The organism is Streptomyces sp. NPDC020192, assembly GCF_044388685.1.
Classification (GTDB): Bacteria; Actinomycetota; Actinomycetes; order Streptomycetales; family Streptomycetaceae; genus Streptomyces.
This window is the reverse complement of the sequence record NZ_JBIRXG010000001.1, coordinates 289,771-312,991: the sequence shown is the minus strand read 5'-3', so window position 1 is coordinate 312,991 and position 23,221 is coordinate 289,771. Positions and strand designations below refer to the sequence as shown.

Here is a 23,221-nt window from a genome sequence, read left to right as displayed (position 1 = left end):
TCACTCGAACGGGTGGACCTCGGGCCGGGGAGGCGCGCTGCGCCTCCCCGGTTCGTTCTGGGGGTGTGAGCGAGAAGAACCGTGACGGAAAGCGCACCGCCCGGGAGCGGCTGGCGGTCGAGCGCGAGAAGCAGAAGGCCTCGGAGAAGCGGCGGCGCACGCTGATCGTGAGCGCGAGCGTCGTCTGCGTCCTCGGCCTCGCGGCGGTGATCGGCGTGCTCGCCGCGAACGCCGGCAAGAACAAGGGCGGTGAGAAGGCGGGCCCGGTCGTGGCGCCCTCGGGCGCGCAGGGCAAGGACAGCCTCGCGATCCCGGTCGGCAAGGACAGTGCCAGGTCGACGCTCACCGTCTGGGAGGACATGCGCTGCCCGGCCTGCCAGGCCTTCGAGATCGCCTACCGGCCGACGCTCCACGAACTGGTCGACGCCGGCAAGCTCAGAATCGAGTACCACCTGGTCCGCCTGATCGACGGCAATCTCGGTGGCACCGGCTCCCTGCGCGGGGCCAACGCCGTGGCCTGCGCCCAGGACGCCGGAAAGTTCCGCGAGTACCACGACGTGCTGTACACGAACCAGCCCAAGGAGACCGACGACGCGTACGGCGACAACGCCAGGCTCATCGATCTCGCCGGCAAGGTCCACGGACTCGACACCCCCGCCTTCCGGAAGTGTGTGAACGACGGCACCCACGACTCCTGGGTGAACAAGTCCCACAAGGCCTTCCAGTCCGGCGGCCTCACCGGCACGCCCACGGTCCTGTTCGGCGGGAAGAACATCTACCAGGACCAGACCATGACCCCGGCAAAGTTCAAGCAGATGGTGGAGGCGGCCAACCGCTGACAGCCGGCCTCGGACGGGCGTTTTTCACCCGTTCCCGTTATGGACCCGTAGCCGGGCTGCTTGCCGTCCCCACGGCCCGGCAGGGTAGCGTCGGACTTGCCATGGAACTTGCCTACATTCCCAGCCCGTCGCGCGGGGTGCTGTACCTCGGCCCCATCCCGCTGCGCGGCTACGCCTTCTGCATCATCATCGGCGTCTTCGTCGCCGTCTGGCTCGGCAACAAGCGCTGGATCGCCCGGGGCGGGCGGGCCGGCACGGTCGCCGACATCGCGGTCTGGGCCGTGCCGTTCGGCCTGGTCGGCGGCCGGCTGTACCACGTGATCACGGATTACGAGCTGTACTTCAGCAAGGGCCGTGACTGGGTGGACGCCTTCAAGGTGTGGGAGGGCGGCCTGGGCATCTGGGGGGCGATCGCGCTCGGCGCGCTCGGCGCGTGGATCGGCGCCCGGCGCCGGGGCGTCCCGATGCCCGCCTACGCCGACGCCGTGGCGCCCGGCATCGCGTTCGCGCAGGCCATCGGCCGCTGGGGCAACTGGTTCAACCAGGAGCTGTACGGCCGCGAGACGCACGTTCCCTGGGCGCTGCACATCACCTCCTCCGAGGGCGGCCGGGTGCCGGGCTACTACCACCCGACCTTCCTGTACGAGTCCCTGTGGTGCATCGGCGTGGGCTTCCTGGTGATCTGGGCCGACCGCCGCTTCAAGCTGGGCCACGGCCGGGCCTTCGCCCTGTACGTCGCCGCGTACTGCGTGGGCCGCGGCTGGATCGAGTACATGCGCGTGGACGACGCCCACCACATCCTGGGCCTCCGCCTCAACGACTGGACCGCGATGATCGTGTTCCTGCTGGCGGTGGTGTACATCGTGGTGTCGTCGAGGCTGCGGCCGGGGCGCGAGGCCGTGGTCGAGCCGGGTGTCCCCGACGGTGCGGCCGAGGGTACGGACGGTGCCGACGAGGTGGAGGAGAAGGCTGAGCCGGATGCCGTGAAGGCGAAGGACGAGGCCGAGTCGGGGACGTCGAAGACCTGACCGCTGGCTGTACGACGCCGAGGGCGCCCGGAACTCCTCCGGGCGCCCTCGGCGTATACGGGCGTGCGGTCGCGGGGCTCACGCGTTGTACTGCGCGTCGATCTCCGGTCGGTACGGCATCGACGACGACGCCCCTTCCCGCTGGACGGAGATCGACGCGGCGGCGGCCGCCCAGGACAGGGCCTCCCGCACCGGCTTCTCCTCGGCCAGGGCCACCGCGAGCGCCCCGACGAAGGTGTCCCCGGCGCCCGTGGAGTCGACGGCGGTCACCTGCGGCGCCGGGACCACGAGCGGCTCGGTGCCCCGGGCCCGGTACAGGCTGCCGGTCGCGCCCAGGGTGACGACGGTCTCCGGCACCAGGTCCAGCAGGGCGGCGGCCGCCTCGCGCGGGTCGGTGCGGCCGGTGAGGGTGACCGCCTCGTACTCGTTGGCCACGAGCAGATCGGTCACGGCGAGGAGCTCGGGCGGCAGCGGCTGCGCGGGGGACGGGGTGAGGACCGTACGGACCCCGTGCCGACGGGCCGCCTGCGCACCCGCGACGACCGCGGCCATCGGGATCTCCAACTGCAGCAGCAGCGCGTCGGCGGAGGCGAGGACACCCTCGTCGCCCGGGGAGAGATGGTCGACTGTGCCGTTCGCGCCCGGGATCACGACGATCGCGTTGCCACCCTCGTCGTCCACCACGATGTGCGCGGTGCCGGACGGACCCTCGACCGTGCGCAGGAAGTCGGTGTCCACGCCGGAGTGCTCGAGGGTGTCGCGCATCCGCAGGCCGAAGGCGTCGTTGCCGACCGCGCCGATCATCGAGACGGTGGCGCCGGCGCGGGCCGCGGCGATCGCCTGGTTGGCGCCCTTGCCGCCGGGGACCGTACGGAACTCCCGTCCCGTCACGGTCTCGCCGCGCTGCGGGGCCTTCGTGACGTAGGTGACGAGGTCCATGTTCGTGCTGCCGAGGACGACGATGTGGGTCATGAGCGGGCCGTCTCCAGATGGGTGAGGTGGGCGAGGGTGTCGAAGCCGGTGCCGTCGAAGTCGGCGACGGTGGTGGCGAGCCGGTTCTTCAGCGGGGCCCGCCAGTGCTCGGGGAGCGCCGCGGGGCCGCCCGCGAGGAGACCGGCGATGCTGCCGGCCGTGGCGCCGTTCGAGTCGGTGTCCCATCCCCCGGACACCGCACGGCAGACGGACCCGCTGAAGTCGCCGTCCGCGTGGGCGAGCGCGGCGACGGTCAGGGCGGTGTTGGGGATCGCGTGACCCCAGGGGTGGGCGGGGGCGTAGGTGGTGTGGAGCTCATCGACGGCGGTGCTGAAGTCCCCGTGGCAGGCGGCCAGTTGAACGGCGTGGTCGATCGCCCGCGCGAGCCGGGAACGGGGCGGGATCACCTGCCGCCCGGTGCGCAGGCAGGCGTGGATGTCCTGGCTGCCGGTGGCCGCGGTGGCGATGACGGCGGCCGTGAACATCGCCGCGTAGACGCCGTTGGCCGTGTGGGTCAACACCGCGTCGCGGTACGCCTGTTCGGCTGCGGCGGCCGGGTCGCCGGGGTTGGTCCAGCCGTGCACGTCGGCGCGGATCAGAGCGCCGGTCCACTCGCGGAAGGGGTTGCGGTGGCGGGCCGTGTGCGGGGGCTCGATGCCGGTCAGGAGATTGCGGTAGGCGATGCGCTCGGCGGTGAAGGTGCGGCCGGGCGGGAGTTCGTCCAGCCAGAGCCGGGCCACGTCCGTGGTGGTGAAGGTCTTTCCGTGGCGCTGGAGGAGCAGGAGGTTGAGGAGCGGGTAGTTGAGGTCGTCGTCCTCCGGCATACCGTCGATGTTCTCGGCGAGGGAGGTGGGGGCCGAGCGGCGGTTCCAGGGGTGGGCGACGAGGAGGTCCTCGGGTACGCCGGCCGTGGTGAAGTAGGTGGTGAGGGGCCAGTTGCCGGCGGCCTGGGCGAGGGCGCGGATGGCGTCGAGGGGGAGTTTCTCGACGGGTTTGCCGAGCAGGCAGCCGATGGCCCGGCCGAGCCAGGCGGATTCGAGGGCGGCGGCAGTGGGGGTGGAGCGGACAGGGGCGGGCCAGTCCGGACAGAGGGACTTGATCCGTGCCAGCTCCGTCGGCTCGTCCTCGGCCAACGTGCCCGGCAGATCGGCCAGTTCGTCCAGCAGATCCTCCGCCAGCAGGCGCAGATACCGGGACGCGCGGTGCGCGGAGGCTCCCGCCCGTTCCGGGGCGTCCGGGCCGCCCGCCGCGCGCCAGCGGGCCTCGATCGCCGAAGGCGACCGGCCGTCCAGGCGGGCCTGGCGGAGCTCGTGGCCCAGCAGGTCCTCCGGCTGGACCCAGGTCAGTCGGAGCATGCGGTGCCTCCGAGTGCCGCGAAGATCTCGCGCGTGACCCCGGTGAGGGTGCGGGCCGGCTCCCACAGGTCCAGGCGGCCGGCCTCGGCCACGTCGCTGCCCCGGGGCTGAGCGGGCTCACTCCTGCTCAGTCCACAGGAACGGTGGTCATCAGGTCCTGGACCAGATGGCCGGCCACGGCATACGCGTCGAGTGATATGGCCGTCGCCCTTGTGGCATGGCGCGATCGGTCGAGCGGCGTGGGTGATGCGTTCGTCCAGGCCGTACGGAGATGTCCCGCCACTTTCTTGTTCGGGTTCTTCGGGCGTCATGCCCCGAATCATCCTCCTGGACGGGCCGGTTGCGCGGCTTCCAGGAGTCCGGCGAGTTCCACCAGGTCGGTGCCGGTGAGGCGGGGCAGGGCGCAGCCGGACAGGGTGCGGCAGGCGTCCCGCCAGGTCTGCGGGATGGCCGCGCCGCCGCCGAGCGCTCCGGTGAGGGCGCCCGCGAGGGCGGGGGCGGAGTCGGCGACGCGGGACAGGCAGGCGGCGGCGGGTACGGCCGCGTCGACCCGGCCGCCGGCCGCGGTGGCCAGGGCGAGGGCGACCGGGACGGTCTCGGCGGCGGCGATGCCGTAGCTGTGGACGTGGTCGACGATCTGGTGCTCCAGGAGCGGGACGAGGGCGAAGGCGGACTCGCTGTCCTCGGCGAGGGCGAGTGCGTGCCGGGCGTTGCGGCCGATCTCCGTGCGGGCGGGGAGTTCGGCGAGCGCGGCGGTCACGCAGGTGTCCGTGCCGGCGCCGGTGAGGGCGAGCGCGAGCGCCGCGGCCATCGCACGGGCGCCGTGCACGCCGTCGCCGTCCTGGGTGTAGCGGGCGTCGAACTCGGCGAGGGCGGCGGCGCGTTCGGGGTCGCCGGGGTGGGCGGCGGCGAGTACGCAGGCGCGGACGCAGGCGGCGTCGTCGAAGTAGTGCGGGTTGTCGTGGCCGGTGGCGGGCGGGCGCAGACCGGCGGCGAGGCTGCCGAGGCCGGCGCGGACGGAGATGCGGGCGCGCAGGGGGCGGACGGCCGACTCGATCTCGGGCGCGCGGTCCGCTGCCGCGGCGACTTCGGCGGCCACGGCGGTCCAGGTGAGGTCGATGGCGGCACGGGTACGGCGCTCTCGGCCGAGGTCGCCGAGGACGTCGTCGTCGCCGGCCCGCAGCACCGCCTCCGCGGCGAAGGCGGCCCACTCGGCGTCGTCGGAGGGGCCGGGGCGGAGGGGCTCGGGGGGTTGGTTGAGGGCGATCGGCAGCGGGAGGATGGTGGTGGCGCTCTGCTCCGCGAAGGTGGCCGGCTCGCGGGTGAGGCGCCGGGTCCACTCGGGCATAAGGTCGGCCCGGTGCCGTGCGGCCGGCCGGCCGGCGGCATCTCCTGCGGCAAGCCCGAGCAGAAGCCCCTCGATACGACGCACCGTCATTTGCGACCCTCCGTCTCCGCGTACCCGAACTCCCCCACCCCAACCAGGGGGCTCCGCCCCCTTTCGCCCACCCGCCCAGCCGACTCATGGGTGGGGCTGGTCAGTTCGGCGGGCCGGGCCGATGGCTGAGGACCAGGACGGAGGGATCGCGGAGATGCCCTGGGGCGCGCCGGAGAGGGCGCCGGCCGGCGCCGCCGTCGTGTCCGCGTCCCGGCCCATGTCGACGGCCGTCAGTACCGCCTCCCTGAAGTCGCCGTCGGCCGCCGCGTACGCGCCGAAGGCGAGGGCGACCGCCTCGGGGCCAGGTCGGTTCGGGGGCAGCCGCCGATGACCACCGCGGAGCGGACCGCGCCGCAGGGAGCGTGCCGTGCAGGAGTCGTCCGGGATGACGGCGAGTGCGGAAGCGATCACCACGGCCACCGCAGCCCTCGCCATCACCGCCGCCACCCCGGCCGCCACGGCCTGGCCGCCGTAGATGCCCTCGCCCTCGTGGCTGACCTGGCCGTCGATCGCCCGCCTCCACATGGGCCGGGGTGAGCGCCGAGCCGTACCGCACGGGCGGTCGGTGACGTAACTCCCACAGCGCGTCCTCGCCTGTTCCTCCCAGCCGTCCGCGTCACCCGCTTGGCATCTGAGCATCCCCAAATGCAGATGAGTAAAGTTGGCAAAATCGCAGGTTAGCCCAGCCTTTCCTTGCTGGCGGGAACGGAACGAGCGGCGTACCTTCAGTGTTGTCGAAAAGTAGAACTCGTCCAAAGTTAGCTTTGGCTAAGCTATTCGGGGGCTCCGATGGCCATCATCGAAACCGAGGCCGCGCTGCACGTGGCGCACCGTGACAACCACACGCACCGCGACGTCAACGGCGGCTGGCTGCGCCCCGCCGTCTTCGGTGCCATGGACGGCCTCGTCTCCAACCTGGCCCTGATGACCGGTGTGGCCGGCGGGGCCGTGAGCCAGCAGACCATCGTCATCACCGGGCTCGCCGGACTCGCCGCCGGCGCCTTCTCGATGGCCGCCGGTGAGTACACCTCGGTCGCCTCCCAGCGCGAGCTGGTCGAGGCCGAGCTCGACGTCGAGCGCCGTGAGCTGCGCAAGCACCCGCAGGACGAGGAGGACGAGCTCGCAGCACTGTACGTCGCCCGGGGTGTGGAGCCCGAGCTGGCCCGGGAAGTGGCGCGGCAGCTGTCCAGGGATCCCGAGCAGGCGCTGGAGATCCACGCCCGTGAGGAGCTGGGGATCGACCCCGGCGACCTGCCGTCGCCGCTGGTCGCCGCCGTCTCGTCCTTCGGGTCCTTCGCCCTCGGCGCCCTGCTGCCCGTGCTGCCGTACCTGCTCGGCGCGACCGTGCTGTGGCCCGCCCTGCTGCTGGCCCTCGTCGGGCTGTTCGGCTGTGGTGCCGTCGTGGCCAAGGTGACCGCGCGGAGCTGGTGGTACAGCGGTCTGCGACAGCTCGCGCTCGGCGGTGCGGCGGCCGGTGTGACGTACGCCCTGGGCAGCCTGTTCGGAACGGCCGTAGGATAGTGCGACCGGTACCTATGCGTTGGGCCGCATAAGTAGCCGCCATCACCCGTTACTCGCTGGTTTCGACCGCGTGACCACCGGGCATGAGCCGTAAGCGCTGCCGGCAATGACGCCTGCCGCACCCCCGCGGGGTGAGTGACGACGCTCCCCCCGCCCTCCAGGGCCGTCGGACGCCGATCTGACCGATCTTGTCCGTGACGGTCCCCTCATGTGTCGCCGCCCCGAGCGGTGCCCGCCGTCACCGTGCGGCACCCCCGCCGTCTTCGTGCGGCGCCTCTGCCATGTACCCCGTGGCGTCCGCATGTTGGAACGCAGTATCCGGTTCCCGAGAACCGCTCCATCATGTAACCTGCACGAAATTTTGAGACACACGCAGAGGGCCAACGTCGTCCCTCGGCACCTGCCACATGCCACATGACGACGACGGGAGAGCCGATGCGTACGCCGCGCCAGCCGTCCCAGCACTCCGCGAATGGCCAGAACTGGTCCTTCATGGATGCTCGCCCTGCTGCACAGGGTATGTACGACCCCCGCAACGAACACGACGCCTGTGGTGTCGGTTTCGTCGCCACCCTCACCGGCGAGGCGTCCCACGCGCTGGTCGAGCAGGCGCTCACCGTCCTGCGCAACCTGGAGCACCGCGGTGCCACCGGCTCCGAGCCCGACTCGGGCGACGGCGCCGGCATCCTCTCCCAGGTGCCCGACACCTTCTTCCGCGAGGTGGCCGGATTCGACCTTCCCGCGGCGGGCTCGTACGCGGTAGGCATAGCCTTCCTGCCGGAGGAGGGCACCGAGGACGCCGTCTCGAAGATCGAGACGATCGCCGGCGAGGAGGGCCTGACGGTTCTCGGCTGGCGTACGGTCCCGGTCGCGCCCGAGCTGCTCGGCGCCACCGCCCGCTCCACCATGCCGGTCTTCCGGCAGATCTTCGTCACCGACGGCGCCAGCGAGGGCATCGCGCTGGACCGCAAGGCCTTCGTGCTGCGCAAGCGCGCCGAGCGCGAGGTCGGTGTCTACTTCCCGTCCCTCTCCGCGCGCACGATCGTCTACAAGGGCATGCTGACCACCGGCCAGCTGGAGCCCTTCTTCCCGGACCTGTCCGACCGCCGCTTCGGCTCCGCGATCGCGCTCGTCCACTCGCGCTTCTCCACGAACACCTTCCCGTCGTGGCCGCTCGCCCACCCGTACCGCTTCGTCGCGCACAACGGTGAGATCAACACCGTCAAGGGCAACCGCAACTGGATGGTCGCCCGCGAGTCGCAGCTGGTCTCCGACCTGTTCGGTCCCCAGGAGAAGCTGGAGCGCATCTTCCCGGTCTGCACCCCGGACGCCTCCGACTCCGCCTCCTTCGACGAGGTCCTGGAGCTGCTGCACCTGGGCGGCCGTTCGCTGCCGCACTCCGTGCTGATGATGATCCCGGAGGCGTGGGAGAACCACGACTCACTGGACCCGGCCCGGCGCGCCTTCTACCAGTTCCACTCCACGATGATGGAGCCCTGGGACGGCCCGGCCTGTGTCACCTTCACCGACGGCACCCAGGTCGGCGCCGTGCTCGACCGCAACGGTCTGCGCCCCGGCCGCTACTGGGTCACCGACGACGGCCTCGTCGTCCTCGGCTCCGAGGTCGGGGTCCTCGACATCGACCCGGCCAAGGTCGTCCGCAAGGGCCGCCTGCAGCCCGGCCGCATGTTCCTCGTCGACACCGCCGAGCACCGCATCATCGAGGACGACGAGATCAAGGCACAGCTCGCCGCCGAGGCCCCCTACGCCGAGTGGCTGGAGGCCGGCGAGATCGAGCTGGGCGACCTGCCCGAGCGCGAGCACATCGTCCACACCCACGCCTCGGTCACCCGCCGCCAGCAGACCTTCGGCTACACCGAGGAGGAGCTGCGCGTCATCCTCGCGCCGATGGCCAAGGCCGGCGCCGAGCCGATCGGCTCCATGGGCACGGACTCGCCGATCGCGGCCCTGTCCGAGCGCCCGCGGCTGCTCTTCGACTACTTCACCCAGCTGTTCGCGCAGGTCACCAACCCGCCGCTGGACGCGATCCGCGAGGAGCTGGTCACCTCCCTGCGCTCGTCCCTCGGCCCGCAGGGCAACCTGCTCGACCCGACCGCCGCCTCCTGCCGGTCCGTCGTGCTGCCCTTCCCGGTCATCGACAACGACGAGCTGGCCAAGCTCATCCACATCAACGCCGACGGCGACATGCCCGGCTTCAAGGCCGCGACCCTCTCCGGCCTGTACCGGGTCTCCGGCGGCGGTGACTCCCTCGCCGCGCGCATCGCGGAGATCTGCGCCGAGGCCGACGCCGCCATCGACAACGGCGCCCGCCTGATCGTCCTGTCGGACCGCCACTCCGACGCCGAGCACGCGCCGATCCCGTCGCTGCTGCTCACCGCGGCCGTCCACCACCACCTCATCCGCACCAAGCAGCGCACCCACGTGGGCCTGCTGGTCGAGGCCGGCGACGTCCGCGAGGTCCACCACGTCGCCCTGCTCATCGGCTTCGGCGCCGCCGCCGTCAATCCGTACCTGGCGATGGAGTCGGTCGAGGACCTGCTGCGCGCCGGCACCTTCCTCAGCGGCATCGAGCCGGAGAAGGCCATCAAGAACCTGATCTACGCCCTCGGCAAGGGCGTGCTGAAGGTCATGTCGAAGATGGGCATCTCCACCGTCGCCTCCTACCGCGGCGCCCAGGTCTTCGAGGCCGTCGGCCTGGACGAGGCCTTCGTCGAGAAGTACTTCAACGGCACCGCCACCAAGATCGGCGGCGTCGGCATCGAGGTCATCGCCCAGGAGGTCGCCGCCCGCCACGCCAAGGCCTACCCGGCCTCCGGCATCGCCCCGGCGCACCGCGCGCTGGAGATCGGCGGCGAGTACCAGTGGCGCCGCGAGGGCGAGCCGCACCTGTTCGACCCGGAGACGGTCTTCCGCCTCCAGCACTCCACGCGCTCCGCTCGCTACGACATCTTCAAGAAGTACACCGAGCGGGTGAACGAGCAGTCCGAGCGGCTCATGACGCTCCGCGGCCTCTTCGGCTTCACGTCCGACCGCCCCTCGATCCCCGTCGAGGAGGTCGAGCCGGTCTCCGAGATCGTCAAGCGCTTCTCCACGGGCGCCATGTCGTACGGCTCCATCTCCAAGGAGGCGCACGAGACCCTCGCCATCGCCATGAACCAGCTGGGCGGCAAGTCCAACACCGGTGAGGGCGGCGAGGACCCGGACCGCCTGTACGACCCGGCGCGCCGGTCCGCCATCAAGCAGGTCGCCTCCGGCCGCTTCGGTGTGACCTCGGAGTACCTGGTCAACGCGGACGACATCCAGATCAAGATGGCCCAGGGCGCCAAGCCCGGCGAGGGCGGCCAGCTGCCCGGCCACAAGGTCTACCCGTGGGTCGCGAAGACGCGGCACAGCACCCCCGGCGTGGGTCTCATCTCCCCGCCGCCGCACCACGACATCTACTCCATCGAGGACCTGGCCCAGCTGATCCACGACCTCAAGAACGCCAACCCGGCCGCGCGTATCCACGTGAAGCTGGTGTCGGAGGTCGGCGTCGGCACGGTCGCCGCCGGTGTCTCCAAGGCGCACGCGGACGTCGTGCTCATCTCCGGTCACGACGGCGGTACGGGTGCGTCCCCGCTGACCTCGCTGAAGCACGCGGGCGGTCCCTGGGAGCTGGGCCTCGCCGAGACCCAGCAGACCCTGCTGCTCAACGGCCTGCGCGACCGGATCGTCGTCCAGACCGACGGCCAGCTGAAGACCGGTCGTGACGTGGTCATCGCCGCGCTGCTCGGCGCCGAGGAGTTCGGTTTCGCGACCGCTCCGCTCGTCGTCTCCGGCTGCGTCATGATGCGCGTCTGCCACCTGGACACCTGCCCGGTCGGCATCGCCACCCAGAACCCGGTGCTGCGCGACCGCTTCGCCGGCAAGGCAGAGTACGTGGTGAACTTCTTCCGGTTCATCGCCGAGGAGGTCCGCGAGCTGCTGGCCGAGCTGGGCTTCCGCTCCATCGAGGAGGCCGTCGGCCACGCCGAGGTCCTCGACGTCCAGCGGGCCGTCGACCACTGGAAGGCGCAGGGCCTGGACCTTCAGCCGCTGTTCCACGTGCCGTCGCTGCCCGAGGGCGCCGTCCGCCACCAGGTGGTCGCCCAGGACCACGGCCTGGAGAAGGCGCTGGACAACGAGCTGATCAAGCTCGCCGCCGACGCCCTGGCCGCTTCGGACGCCATCGAGGCCCAGCCGGTGCGCGCCCAGGTCGCCATACGCAACATCAACCGCACGGTCGGCACCATGCTCGGCCACGAGGTGACGAAGAAGTTCGGCGGCGCGGGTCTGCCCGACGACACCATCGACATCACCTTCACCGGCTCGGCCGGCCAGTCCTTCGGCGCGTTCCTGCCGCGCGGTGTCACCCTGCGTCTGGAGGGCGACGCCAACGACTACGTCGGCAAGGGCCTCTCCGGCGGCCGAGTGATCGTCCGCCCGGACCGCGCGGCCGACCACCTCGCCGAGTACTCGACCATCGCGGGCAACACGATCGGCTACGGCGCCACCGGCGGCGAGCTGTTCCTGCGCGGCCGCACCGGTGAGCGGTTCTGTGTCCGCAACTCCGGCGCGCTGGTCGTCTCCGAGGGCGTGGGCGACCACGGCTGCGAGTACATGACCGGTGGTCACGCGGTCGTCCTCGGCCCGACCGGCCGCAACTTCGCGGCGGGCATGTCCGGCGGTATCGCGTACGTCATCGACCTCGACCGCGACAACGTCAACGTCGGCAACGTCGAGTCCGTCGAGGCGCTGGACGACACGGACAAGCAGTGGCTGCACGACGTGGTGCGCCGCCACGCCGAGGAGACCGGCTCGACGGTCGCCGAGAAGCTGCTCGCCGACTGGGACGTGGCCGCGGCGCGGTTCAGCAAGATCATCCCCAGCACGTACAAGGCAGTGCTCGCCGCCAAGGACGCCGCCGAGCGAGCCGGTCTCTCCGAGACCGAGATCACCGAGAAGATGATGGAGGCGGCGATCAATGGCTGACCCGAAGGGCTTCCTGAACCACGGCCGCGAGGTCGCCAAGACCCGTCCTGTCGGTGAGCGCGTCAAGGACTGGAACGAGGTCTACGTCCCCGGCTCCCTGCTGCCGATCATCAGCAAGCAGGCCAGCCGCTGCATGGACTGCGGCATCCCGTTCTGCCACAACGGCTGTCCGCTGGGGAACCTGATCCCCGAGTGGAACGACTACGCCTACCGCGAGGACTGGGCGGCCGCCCAGGAGCGGCTGCACGCGACCAACAACTTCCCGGAGTTCACCGGTCGCCTCTGCCCGGCCCCCTGCGAGTCGGCGTGCGTGCTCGGCATCAACCAGGCGCCGGTCACCATCAAGAACGTCGAGGTCTCGATCATCGACAAGGCGTGGGAGACCGGGGACGTCGCCCCGCAGATCCCGGAGCGCCTGTCCGGCAAGACGGTCGCGGTCATCGGCTCGGGCCCGGCGGGTCTCGCCGCCGCCCAGCAGCTGACCCGGGCCGGCCACACGGTCGCCGTCTACGAGCGCGCGGACCGCATCGGAGGCCTCCTGCGGTACGGCATCCCCGAGTTCAAGATGGAGAAGCGGCACATCAACCGCCGTATCGAGCAGATGCGCGCGGAGGGCACCCGCTTCCGCACCGGCATCGAGATCGGCCGCGACCTCAAGGCGACCGACCTGAAGAAGCGGTACGACGCGATCGTGATCGCCGCCGGCGCCACGACCGCCCGTGACCTGCCGGTGCCGGGCCGCGAGCTCAAGGGCATCTACCAGGCGATGGAGTACCTGCCGCTGGCCAACAAGGTCCAGGAGGGCGACTACGTGGTGCCCCCGATCTCGGCCGAGGGCAAGCACGTCGTCGTCATCGGCGGCGGTGACACCGGCGCGGACTGCGTGGGCACCGCCCACCGTCAGGGCGCGGCCTCCGTCACCCAGCTGGAGATCATGCCCCGCCCGAACGAGGACCGGCACCCGACCAACCAGCCCTGGCCGACCTTCCCGATCCTGTACAAGGTCACCTCGGCCCACGAGGAGGGCGGCGAGCGGATCTACTCCGCCTCCACCACCCACTTCGAGGGCGACGAGGACGGCAACGTGCAGTGGCTGCACCTCGCCGAGGTGGAGTTCGTGGACGGCAAGCTGACCTCGAAGCCGGGCACGGAGCGCAAGATCCCCGCCCAGCTGGTCACCCTCGCCATGGGCTTCACCGGCACCGACCGCGAGAACGGCCTGGTGGAGCAGTTTGGTCTGGACCTCGACGAACGCGGTAACATCGCCCGCGACGCCGACTTCCAGACCAACGTGCCGGGTGTGTTCGTCGCCGGTGACGCCGGCCGCGGCCAGTCCCTCATCGTGTGGGCGATCGCGGAAGGCCGCTCGGCGGCCCGCGGAGTCGACCGCCACCTGACCGGTGCCAGCGACCTGCCGGCCCCGATCCGCCCGACCGACCGCTCCCTGGCGGTCTGACGGCACACCCCGAGACGTCCCGTACAAAGGCGTACGGAACACTGGCGACGCCTGCCCTGTCCCCGACCGGACGCTGGGCAGGCGTCGTTGCATGTCCGCACAGCCGAGGGGGAGACATGGCCGCGATCAGTCTGCGCACGGTGGAGGAGACCGCGCCCGCCCTGGTCAGCCTGTACAAGAGCGCCGGGGTGTCCCTGCGCAAGCACGGCCTGGACGGGCTGCGCGCCGCCGTCTATCTCGTGGTCGACCACTCCGGCTCCATGCGGCCGTACTACCAGGACGGCAGCGTGCAGGCGCTCGCCGAACGGGTGCTGGGGCTGTCCGCGCACCTGGACGACGACGGGCGGGTGCCGGTGGTGTTCTTCTCCACGGACGTCGACGCGGTCGCCGACATCGCCCTCGACCGGCACGAGGGCAGCGTCGAGCGGATCGTGGCCGGGCTCGGGCACATGGGCAAGACCAGCTACCACCTGGCCATGGACGCCGTCATCGACCACTACCTGGACAGCGGCACCACCGCCCCCGCCCTGGTCGTCTTCCAGACCGACGGCGGCCCGCTCAGCAGGCCCGCCGCCGAGCGCTATCTGTGCAAGGCGGCCAGACTCCCGCTGTTCTGGCAGTTCGTCGGCTTCGGCGACCCGGACAGCCGGCAGTTCGACTTCCTGCGGAAACTGGACGAGCTGCCCGTGCCCGGCACACGGATCGTGGACAACGCCGGCTTCTTCCACGCAGGCCAGGATCCGCAGCGCATGTCCGACGCCGAGCTGTACGACCGGCTCGTCGGCGAGTTCCCGCGGTGGCTCGCGTCCGCACGCACCGCGGGGATCGTACGACCGCCCGCCTGAGTCACCCCCCGGCGTTCTCCGTGAGGTGGGCGGGGGAGGAGGTGCCCGGGACCGGAATGATGTCCGGGGCGCGGTGCGGCAGCCAGGCCGGCGCCGTTTGCGCGCGGGTGGCGCCGAGTTCGGCGGCGACCTCGGCGATCGCGCCGATCGCGAGCGTGCAGAACGTGTACAACCTGGCCGCGCACGGCCGAGGGCCACGCCCAGCTCGGCTGCGGCCTCGGCGCGGTCATGCCGGACCGCTCGTGCGGGGCGTTCGCTCGGCGCCGACCGCACCCCCGGCGGACGGCGTGTCTACGACGCCGGCGCGCCCGTGACCGTACGGCGCATCCGCACCCTGCCGTCCGACGCCGATGCTGCGGGAGTAGCTCCAGGGCCGTCGTCGCATCGGCGAGGCGGTGCTTGACCTGGCCGGGGACACAATGGGTGCGTGCCGACCAAGAAGAAGCCCCAGGTGACCCCGGCAGCGGCCCGGCGCGGCGAACTCCTGACCACCGCCGCCGAGGTCTTCGCCGAGCACGGCTACAACGCCACCACCGTCCGCAAGATCGCCGACCACGCCGGGATGCTGGCGGGCAGCCTCTACTACCACTTCGACTCCAAGGAGTCGATGCTCGAGGAGATCCTGCGGACCTTCCTCGACGAGCTGTGGGACGGCTACGACACCGTCCTCGCCTCCGGGTTCGGGCCCCGCGAGACGCTGGAGGCGCTCGTCACCGAGTCCTTCCGGGAGATCGACCGGCACCGCGCGGCCGTCGCCATCTATCAGAAGGAGAGCCGGCAACTCGTCGCCCAGGACCGGTTCGCGTTCCTCGCCGAGTCCCAGCGCCGGTTCGAGAAGGCCTGGCTGTCCACGCTGGAGCGCGGGGTCGCCGAGCACGTCTTCCGCGCCGACCTGGACATCCGCCTCACCTACCGGTTCGTCCGCGACACCGTCTGGGTCGCCGCCTCCTGGTACCGGCCCGGCGGCCGGCACAGCCCCGAGGAGATCGCCCGCCAGTACCTGTCGATGGTGCTGGACGGGATCGCCGTACGCGAGTGACACCGATCGCGTAACGACCCTTTTCTGTGGGGGAGTTGCCATGGCCGAGGCCTGGTCCACCCGGCCGACCCGGGCGCGCCTGCGCTGACGGCGCTGGTGGAGCGGGCCCGGATCGCCCCGGCCGCCGTGGCGGACGTGGTGGGGCCGCAGGCCAGGGACATCACCCGCACCTGCCGGCCGGCCGCGGGACTCCCGGGGACGTTGCCGGGCGTGACCGTCGGCCGTGCTCTCCGGCACCCAGGACCTGGTGATCGCGGGCGGTGTGCAAAACGGCTGAGCCGACCCGCATCGCGCCGGACCGAGCCGCAGCCCCCGTGATGTGCGAACCCCGGACACTCAGCCCCGGCCCCTTGGACCCGCGGGTCTTGGACTCTCAGACGCTCTGGGCCCGGGGGCTGAGGGCCGGAGTGGGTCCGGGCTGGGCTCCGGGGCCTTGAGGGTCCGATGTCCGGGATTCACGGGGTCCGGGAGTCCCGGGGGCTGAGGGGTCCGCTGGTCCGGGCGGCTGGGTCTGGGGTCCGCTGGGGTGGTCCGGGAAGCCGGCGTCTGGGCTGAGATGCCCGGGAGGTCCCAGAGCGGGCCCGGGATTCCAGGAGGGTTCGGGAGTCCGGGAGTCCCGGGTCCGCTGGTCCGGAGCCTAGGTCCGGGCCGGGGACCGGGTCCGGACCGAAGGGGTCCAGAGTCCCGGGAGTGTCCAGGAGTCCCGGGTCTGAGGCTCCGCCGGCCCAGGGGCTAGGCACCCTGAGGCCTCCGCCGGTCCAGGGGTTGGGGTCTTGGGCTGAGAAATGTCCGGGAGCCCAGGAGGGGTCCGGGAGGGGTCCGGGAGGCCGGGAGGGACTCCGGACCCTGGTCCCATCCCCACCCCTCCACCTGACCAGCCGGCTGAGAAGGACCGCAGAAGGACAACGCCCCTCGACCTCGCTTTTCAGCCGACCGAGCCGACCGAGACGGGCGGGCGGGTGGGCGGAGGGGCTAGGTGTCGCACTCCAGCACCCTCCGGCACACCCCGCACCGCGCGCGGACGCGCCCCCGCACAGGCACCCGGATCCGCTGATGGCAGGTAGGGCAGGGAAAGGTCACGCGGAGGTGGCCCGCGGGGTCCGGGGTGAAGGCGTAGGGCGCGCCCGGTGCGGCGGACGGCGCGTGCCGGCGGTCGTGGGCGTAGCGGCGCCGGCCCGCCCAGCCCGCGCCGGTCAGCGGTGGCTGCTGCTCGTCCCGGCGGGCCAGGGCCAGGCCCTTGGTGTACGCGGTGTAGGCCTGCGGGCTGGTGAACCACACCGAGGGGTCCTCGCCGAACAGCAGCGCCCGCTTGGCCAGGACATAGCCGAACTCCTCGGGGGTGAGATAGCCGAGCTTCTGCGAGGAGACCTCGTCCTCCCGGTAGGCGTCCAGCAGCAGCCAGCCCGCGCCCAGGTAGGTCGTCACCGTGTCCGTCAGGATCTCGTTCTCGGCCGTCGTGGGGAAGGCGAGGTCCAGGCGGTGCAGATAGACGTGCGCCACCTCATGGGCGAGCGCCGCGCCGATGTCCCGGCGATGGGTGCGGAAACGATCGTTCAGCTCGACGAAGTACTCCGGGCCGGCGGCCAGTTCGACGTTGGCCGCGTGGGTCATCTCCCGGAAGCCGACGATCAGCCGGGCGTCCGGCAGCCGGAAGTGCCGCACGATCTCGCGGGCCACACGCTGTGCGCCCAGATACAGGTCGTCGGTGTCGCAGAAGGCCACGTCGGCGGGGGCCACACTGGCCGAGAACGTCTGGACGGTGTCGTGGGACACGCGCCTGTACAGCGCGTTGACCGCGGCCCGCACCGTCTCCAGGTGCGGGTAGCCGTGCTCGACGGGTCCGCCGTTCGCCACGTCCGCACCCCCATCGACGCCGGAACTCCTCTCCACTGTAGGCGCGCCGGGCCGCCGGTCACACGGGCAGCAGACGGGGCGCCGGCCGGTCCGGGGCGGTTTCCTCCAGCTCCAGCACCCACAGCTCGTTCACGCCCTCCCGCAGCACCGGCCCGGGGACGTACAGGGACCGCTGGGGACCCGCCGACCAGTAGCGGCCCAGCCCGAACCCGTTGATCCAGACGAAGCCGCGCGTCCACCCGGGCAGCTCCAGCCGCGCGTCCCCGGCCCCATCGACGCTGAGCGTGCCCCGGTACAGGCCCGGAGCCCCCTCCGTGGGCAGCGCGGCGAACGGCACCGCGTCCACACCGGCCTCGAAGGCGTCCAGATCCAGCCCACGCGCGCGTACCCCGTGCAGATACTGCCGCTCGTGCAGGATGCCGCCGGTGACGCCCTTCGCCTCGCCGAGCCGCGGCCCGTAGTTCACCCGCCCCAGGGACTCCACCCACAGCTCCACGCGCGCGGGGCCCGCGACGGGCTCCTTCAGCAGCGGCTCCTCCTCGGTGATCACCCCGGCCCGCACCCCGTCGACGTACACCACCGCCAGGTCCCGCAGCCCGCGCACGGTCAGCGGGTACGGCTGCCGCGGCCCCGGCACCGCCACCTCGTAGCGCACCAGGCCCCGGGTCACCTCCAGCTCCTCGAACGAGGGTGGCATCGGTGTCACGGTCTCCTCGCCGCCCAGTGCCGACAGTACGTCGCCCAAGGGTGCCCATCCCGTGAGCGCGGCCTCCGCCGCTGCATCCAACGCGGGCTGTCGCGGCGGCGGTTCGGGCAGCGGGGCGGAGTGATACGCGGAGAGGATCTCCCGGAAGCGCCAGAACTTCTCGGTGGGGCGGCCCTGTTCGTCGATCGGCGCGTCGTAGTCGTACGAGGTCACGTCCGGCTCCAGCGGGCCCTCGTGCAGTGCGCCGCCGCCCCGGTTGGCGCCCGCCCAGCCGCCGAAACTCGTGCCGCCGTGCGCCATGTACAGGTTCACCGACGCCCCGCACTCCAGGATCTCCCGCAGTGCCTCGGCGGCCTCGTCCGGGTCCCGTACGACGTGCTCGCCGGACCAGTGGTCGAACCAGCCGCACCAGAACTCCATGCACATCAGCGGGCCCTCGGGGCGGTGGCGGCGCAGCGCGTCGAAGGCCACGCGCGCGTGCGAGCCGAAGTTCACCGTGGCGAGCACCCCGGGCAGTGAACCGCCGGTCAGCATGTGGTCCTCGGGCCCGTCCGAGGTGAACAGCGGGACCGTCACCCCCTCCGCGCGCAGCAGCCCGGCCAGCGCCGTCAGATGGCCGGCGTCGCTGCCGTAACTGCCGTACTCGTTCTCGACCTGCACCATGAGCACCGGGCCGCCGCGGTCGGTCTGCCGGGGGACGATCTCCCGCAGCAGTCGACCGAACCACGCGCGCACGGGGGACAGATACCGTTCGTCGCGGGTACGCGCGCGTGGGCCCAGTTCGTGTGTCAGCCACGCCGGCAGGCCGCCGTTCTCCCACTCGGCGCAGATGTACGGGCCCGGCCGCACGATCGCCCACAGGCCCGCCTCCCGGACCGCGTCCAGGAAGCGGCCGACCGCCCGCACGTCCCGGAAGCTCCCGGGGCGCGGCTCGTGCAGATTCCACGGGACGTACGTCTCCACGCAGTTCAGGCCCATCGCCCGCAGCATCGCCAGCCGGTGCCGCCACTGCGCCTCGTGGACCCGGAAGTAGTGCAGCGCCCCGGACAGCAGCCGCACCGGCTGCCCGTCCAGCAGGAAATCGCCTTCCCCCACCGTGAAATCGCTCATGCGGCCAAGCCTCCCCCTCTGGCGGCGCCCCGCGCCATGGACGAAGATCGGCGCTGCTTGGACAAAACACCTGGACAGAAGTCCGCCGTCGCCGACGCCGGGAGGTGCGCCGATGTACCAGACCTGGATGCGGTTCTTCAGCCCCGGCCCCGCCCACCACCGTCTCGGTCTGGTCTGTCTCGGCGTCGGCCTCCAGCACGGAGCGCTGCCCACGGTCGGCCCGCGCACCCTCGACCACCACGTGGCGGTCGTGATCAGCTCGGGCGGCGGCTGGTACCGGGGCGCCGACGGCCGCCGTACGACCGTCACCGCGCCCGCGCTGCTCTGGCTCACCCCCGGCGTGCCCCACCACTACGCGCCCGACCCCGGCACCGGCTGGGACGAGGGCTTCGTGGACTTCACCGGGCCCGCCGCCGCGACGTACACCGAACTCGGTTACATCGAGCCCGAGCGGCCCGTCGTGCCGCTCTCCGACGCCTCCGGGCCCCGCGCGGTGGTCGCCCGCATCGTCCGTGCCGCCCGCCGCGGCAACCCCCTGCTGGAGGTGGAGACCGGGGCCGCCGTGCACGAGCTCCTCGTCGCCCTGCGCCGGGCCCGCGCCGACCTCGCCCCGGACGGCGACGAGGTGCTCCAGGCCCTCGCCCGGGACGCCTGCACGCCGATGAGCGTCGCCGACCACGCGCGCGTGCACGGCATGACCCCCGCCGAGCTGCGCGGCGCCGTCCGCCGGGCCGCGGGATGCAGCCCCAAGGACTATCTGCTCGGCATCCGGCTCGCCCGCGCCAAGGAACTCCTCGCCGCCACCGAGCTGCCCGTCGCGGCCGTCGCCCGCCGCGTCGGCTACGACGACCCCGCCTACTTCTCCCGGCTGTTCACGCGCCGCGTGGGCCTCGCCCCGGTCCGCTTCCGCGCCCAGCAGGGCCGCAGCGTCCCCGGCGGCTGGAGCGACCGCGTCCCGGACCCCGACGACCCCCCGATGATCCACTCTCCGGACACCCCGTAGACGCGGGCCGCCGACCGCATAGGGTTGACGGCCATGACCACCAGCAACACCGGCAGCGGTGACATGGAGCCCCAGGTCCGCCAGGAACTGGACCGGCTGCGCGACAGCATCGACAACATCGACGCGGCCGTCGTCCACCTGCTCGCCGAGCGGTTCAAGGCCACCCAGCAGGTCGGCCGGCTCAAGGCCGTGCACCAGCTGCCGCCCGCCGACCCGGCCCGCGAGGCCCGCCAGATCGAGCGGCTGCGCCGCCTCGCCGAGAACGCCAAGCTCGACCCGGCCTTCGCCGAGAAGTTCCTGAACTTCATCATCGCCGAGGTCATCCGGCACCACGAGCGCATCGCCGAGGACACCGCCAACGGGCAGCCGGTGGACGACTGACCTCCCCGGAGGCCGGGGTGGCCGACCATCCGGACATTTGCCGTGAAGCCGTCCACCCCCTGTGCGCTGTCAGCGCTATCAGGCAGCATGGCGTCCATGTCCGTACTCACGCGCGACGAAGCGCAGCTCCGAGCACAGCTCCTCGACGTCCACCGCTACACGGTCGAACTGGACCTCACCACCGGGGACGAGACCTTCGACTCCCGCACCGTGATCCGCTTCACCGCGCGCTCCGCCGGGGACACGTTCGTCGAGCTGAAGCCCGCCGAGCTGCGGGCGGTCACGCTCGACGGACAGCCCCTCGACCCGGAGTCGCTCGACGACGGCCGGCTCGCGCTGAAGAACCTCACCGCGGGCGAGCACGAGCTGCGCGTGGACGCGGTCATGCGCTACTCCCGCACCGGCGAGGGCATGCACCGCTTCACCGACCCCAGCGACGGCGAGACGTACGTCTACACGCAGATGTTCATGGACGACGTCCAGCGCGTCTTCGCCGCCTTCGACCAGCCTGACCTGAAGGCCGTCTTCGAGGTCTGCGTCACGGCGCCCGAGGGCTGGACCGTCCTCGGCAACGGCGTCACCGAGCAGCGCGCCGACGGTGTCTGGCAGGCCGCGCCCACCCCGCTGATCTCCACGTACCTCGTCGCCGTCGCCGCCGGCCCCTGGCACTCGGTGCGCACCGAGCACCGCGGACTGCCCTTCGGCATCCACTGCCGCCGCTCCCTCGCGCCCTACCTGGACACCGACGCCGACGAGATCTTCGACGTCACGCGCGCGTGCTTCGACCGCTACCACGAGAAGTTCGAGGAGCCGTACCCCTTCGACTCCTACGACCAGGCGTTCGTCCCGGAGTTCAACGCGGGCGCGATGGAGAACCCCGGCCTGGTCACCTTCCGCGACGACTTCGTCTACCGCTCCGCCGTCACCGACACCGAGCGGCAGACCCGCGCCATGGTCATCGCGCACGAGATGGCCCACATGTGGTTCGGCGACCTCGTCACCCTCAGGTGGTGGGACGACATCTGGCTGAACGAGTCCTTCGCCGAGTACATGGGCTACCAGACCACCGCCGAGGCCACCCGGTTCACCGACCCCTGGACCGAGTTCGGCGTCACCCGCAAGGCCTGGGGCTACGACGCCGACCAGCGGCCCACCACCCACCCGGTCGCCCCCGAGAAGGTCGACGACACGGCCTCCGCGCTGCTCAACTTCGACGGCATCTCCTACGCCAAGGGCGCCTCCGCGCTGCGCCAGCTGGCCGCCTGGCTCGGCGAGAAGGACTTCCTCGCCGGCATCAACACCCACTTCGCCCGGCACAAGTTCGGCAACGCCACCCTCGCCGACTTCATCGACTCCCTCGCCTCGGCCACCGACCGCGACGTGCCCGCCTGGGCCGACAGCTGGCTGCGCACCACCGGCGTCGACACGCTGCGGCCTCAGCTGGCCTCCGCCGACGGCAGCTGCACCCTGACCGTCGACCGCGCGGGGAGCCGCCCGCACCGCCTCACCGCCGGCCTGTACGACCGCGACGTCGCCGACGAGGGCCGGCTGGTGCTGCGTGAGCGCCTCGGCCTCGACGTCCCGCAGACCGCCGCACAGCCCATCGGCAAGCGCCCGGCGCTGCTCCTGCTCAACGACGGCGACCTCACCTACGCCAAGATCCGCTTCGACGCCGAGTCCTTCGAAGCGGTGCGCGCCGGACTGTCCGGCCTGCCCGACCCGCTCACCCGCGCGGTCGTCTGGAACACCCTCAGGGACGCCGTGCGCGACGGCGAACTGCCGCCCAGCGCCTACCTGGAGACGGCCCGCGGCCACCTCCCGCGCGAGACCGACCTGGCCGTCGTCCAGGGCGTCCTCGCCTTCGCCGCCGGCCAGATCGCCGACCAGTACCTGAGCGCGGAGGACCGCCCGGCCGCCCTGTCCACGCTCACCTCCCTCTGCCGCGACCTGCTGCGCCGCACCGAGGACGGCGACCACCCCGGCCTGCGCCTGATCGCCGTACGACACCTGATCGGCGTCGCCGCCCACCCCGACACCATCGCCGCCTGGCTCGCCGACGGCACGGTGCCCGGCGGGCCGGAGCTCGACCCCGAGCTGCGCTGGCGCGTACTCGCCCGGCTCGCCGTGCTCGGCGCCACCGACGAGGCCGCCATCGCCGCCGAGCTGGCGCGCGACCCCAGCGCCACCGGCCAGGAGGGCGCCGCCCGCTGCCGCGCCGCCCTGCCCGACCCGGAGGCCAAGCGGGCCGCCTGGGAGGCGATGTTCGTGGGCGACGACCTGTCGAACTACCTCTTCACGGCCACCGCGCAGGGCTTCTGGCAGCCCGAACAGGCCGAGCTGGTACGGCAGTACGTGCCGCGCTTCTACCCGGACGCGGTCGCCGTCAGCGCCCGCCGCGGCCCCGCCATCGCACAGGCCGTCGGCCGCTGGGCCTTCCCGGCCCACGCCGTCGACGCCGAGAACCTGCTCCTCGGCGAGGCCTGCCTGAGCGACGCCGACCCCACCCCGGCCCTGCGCCGCACCCTCGCCGACCGCCTCGACGACCTCGCCCGCGCCCTGCGGGTGCGCGGCGAGCGGGAAGTGGCTCAGGAGGCGACTCAGGAGGTACGAGAGGCAGAAGAGGCGTAGGGCCGGAGACGTAGG

Annotated in this window: 16 protein-coding genes and 2 pseudogenes; 11 read left to right on the top strand and 7 right to left on the bottom strand. The window is 72.1% G+C overall.

Annotation, left to right across the window (positions count from 1 at the left end; genetic code table 11):
- Window positions 1–65: 65 nt before the first annotated feature.
- Both ACH47Z_RS01465 and lgt read left to right on the top strand, forming a co-directional pair.
- Complete coding sequence (locus tag ACH47Z_RS01465) at window positions 66–839, top strand: DsbA family protein (protein ID WP_399069274.1); 774 nt, start codon at window positions 66–68, stop codon at window positions 837–839.
- A 101-nt stretch (window positions 840–940) separates the two neighbouring features.
- The gene (gene lgt / locus ACH47Z_RS01460; protein ID WP_399069272.1) at window positions 941–1,867 is read left to right on the top strand and encodes a prolipoprotein diacylglyceryl transferase; all 927 of its coding nucleotides are present in this window, start codon (window positions 941–943) and stop codon (window positions 1,865–1,867) included.
- A gap of 78 nt (window positions 1,868–1,945) precedes the next feature.
- On the opposite strand, the gene rbsK is transcribed toward lgt, so the two are convergent.
- From rbsK to ACH47Z_RS01440, 4 genes are all read right to left on the bottom strand, one after another.
- Window positions 1,946–2,839 (bottom strand): ribokinase, encoded by an 894-nt coding sequence (gene rbsK, locus ACH47Z_RS01455; RefSeq protein ID WP_399069269.1) that lies wholly within the window; start codon window positions 2,837–2,839, stop codon window positions 1,946–1,948.
- Window positions 2,836–4,194: an ADP-ribosylglycohydrolase family protein gene (locus tag ACH47Z_RS01450; protein WP_399069267.1), complete on the bottom strand. Its 1,359-nt coding sequence runs from the start codon at window positions 4,192–4,194 to the stop codon at window positions 2,836–2,838. The genes rbsK and ACH47Z_RS01450 overlap by 4 nt, the downstream gene beginning before the upstream one ends.
- Window positions 4,195–4,513: 319 nt before the next feature.
- Window positions 4,514–5,632 carry an ADP-ribosylglycohydrolase family protein gene (locus tag ACH47Z_RS01445; protein ID WP_399069266.1) on the bottom strand — a complete coding sequence of 373 codons (1,119 nt, stop codon included), beginning with the start codon at window positions 5,630–5,632 and terminating at the stop codon, window positions 4,514–4,516.
- An 84-nt stretch (window positions 5,633–5,716) separates the two neighbouring features.
- Window positions 5,717–6,271: an ADP-ribosylglycohydrolase family protein gene (locus ACH47Z_RS01440; RefSeq protein WP_399069264.1), complete on the bottom strand. Its 555-nt coding sequence runs from the start codon at window positions 6,269–6,271 to the stop codon at window positions 5,717–5,719.
- Between the two features lie 150 nt (window positions 6,272–6,421).
- Between ACH47Z_RS01440 and ACH47Z_RS01435 the strand changes: the two genes are divergently transcribed.
- The 4 genes from ACH47Z_RS01435 to ACH47Z_RS01420 all read left to right on the top strand — a co-directional run bounded on the left by ACH47Z_RS01435 (window position 6,422) and on the right by ACH47Z_RS01420 (window position 14,485).
- On the top strand, window positions 6,422–7,153 hold the full coding sequence (locus tag ACH47Z_RS01435; protein WP_399069262.1) for a VIT1/CCC1 transporter family protein: 732 nt from the start codon (window positions 6,422–6,424) through the stop codon (window positions 7,151–7,153).
- A 519-nt stretch (window positions 7,154–7,672) separates the two neighbouring features.
- Window positions 7,673–12,184: a glutamate synthase large subunit gene (gltB, locus tag ACH47Z_RS01430; protein ID WP_399070340.1), complete on the top strand. Its 4,512-nt coding sequence runs from the start codon at window positions 7,673–7,675 to the stop codon at window positions 12,182–12,184.
- Entirely contained in the window at window positions 12,177–13,640 is a 1,464-nt protein-coding gene (locus ACH47Z_RS01425) for a glutamate synthase subunit beta (protein WP_399069261.1), read from the top strand. The genes gltB and ACH47Z_RS01425 overlap by 8 nt, the downstream gene beginning before the upstream one ends.
- A 116-nt stretch (window positions 13,641–13,756) precedes the next feature.
- On the top strand, window positions 13,757–14,485 hold the full coding sequence (locus tag ACH47Z_RS01420; protein WP_399069259.1) for a vWA domain-containing protein: 729 nt from the start codon (window positions 13,757–13,759) through the stop codon (window positions 14,483–14,485).
- A 1-nt stretch (window position 14,486) separates the two neighbouring features.
- On the opposite strand, the pseudogene ACH47Z_RS01415 reads toward ACH47Z_RS01420, so the two are convergent.
- A pseudogene (locus ACH47Z_RS01415) lies at window positions 14,487–14,630 on the bottom strand (oxidoreductase); the annotation flags it as partial.
- Between the two features lie 282 nt (window positions 14,631–14,912).
- On the opposite strand from ACH47Z_RS01415, the gene ACH47Z_RS01410 reads away from it, so the two are divergent.
- The gene (locus tag ACH47Z_RS01410) at window positions 14,913–15,524 is read left to right on the top strand and encodes a TetR/AcrR family transcriptional regulator (protein WP_399069257.1); all 612 of its coding nucleotides are present in this window, start codon (window positions 14,913–14,915) and stop codon (window positions 15,522–15,524) included.
- Between the two features lie 24 nt (window positions 15,525–15,548).
- Window positions 15,549–15,795: pseudogene (locus ACH47Z_RS01405) on the top strand (acetyl-CoA C-acetyltransferase); the annotation flags it as partial.
- A gap of 701 nt (window positions 15,796–16,496) precedes the next feature.
- Here the strand turns inward: ACH47Z_RS01405 and ACH47Z_RS01400 are convergent.
- Entirely contained in the window at window positions 16,497–17,378 is an 882-nt protein-coding gene (locus tag ACH47Z_RS01400) for a hypothetical protein (RefSeq protein WP_399069255.1), read from the bottom strand.
- A 58-nt stretch (window positions 17,379–17,436) separates the two neighbouring features.
- Window positions 17,437–19,194 (bottom strand): beta-galactosidase family protein, encoded by a 1,758-nt coding sequence (locus tag ACH47Z_RS01395; RefSeq protein ID WP_399069253.1) that lies wholly within the window; start codon window positions 19,192–19,194, stop codon window positions 17,437–17,439.
- Between the two features lie 112 nt (window positions 19,195–19,306).
- Here ACH47Z_RS01395 and ACH47Z_RS01390 point away from each other — a divergent pair, with 112 nt between their 5' ends.
- From ACH47Z_RS01390 to pepN, 3 genes are all read left to right on the top strand, one after another.
- Window positions 19,307–20,197, top strand: a complete 891-nt coding sequence (locus ACH47Z_RS01390) for a helix-turn-helix domain-containing protein (RefSeq protein WP_399069251.1) — start codon at window positions 19,307–19,309, stop codon at window positions 20,195–20,197.
- A 33-nt stretch (window positions 20,198–20,230) separates the two neighbouring features.
- Window positions 20,231–20,578 (top strand): chorismate mutase, encoded by a 348-nt coding sequence (locus ACH47Z_RS01385; protein ID WP_399069250.1) that lies wholly within the window; start codon window positions 20,231–20,233, stop codon window positions 20,576–20,578.
- 96 nt (window positions 20,579–20,674) lie between these two features.
- Entirely contained in the window at window positions 20,675–23,206 is a 2,532-nt protein-coding gene (gene pepN, locus ACH47Z_RS01380) for an aminopeptidase N (protein ID WP_399069248.1), read from the top strand.
- The last annotated feature ends 15 nt before the right edge of the window (window positions 23,207–23,221 follow it).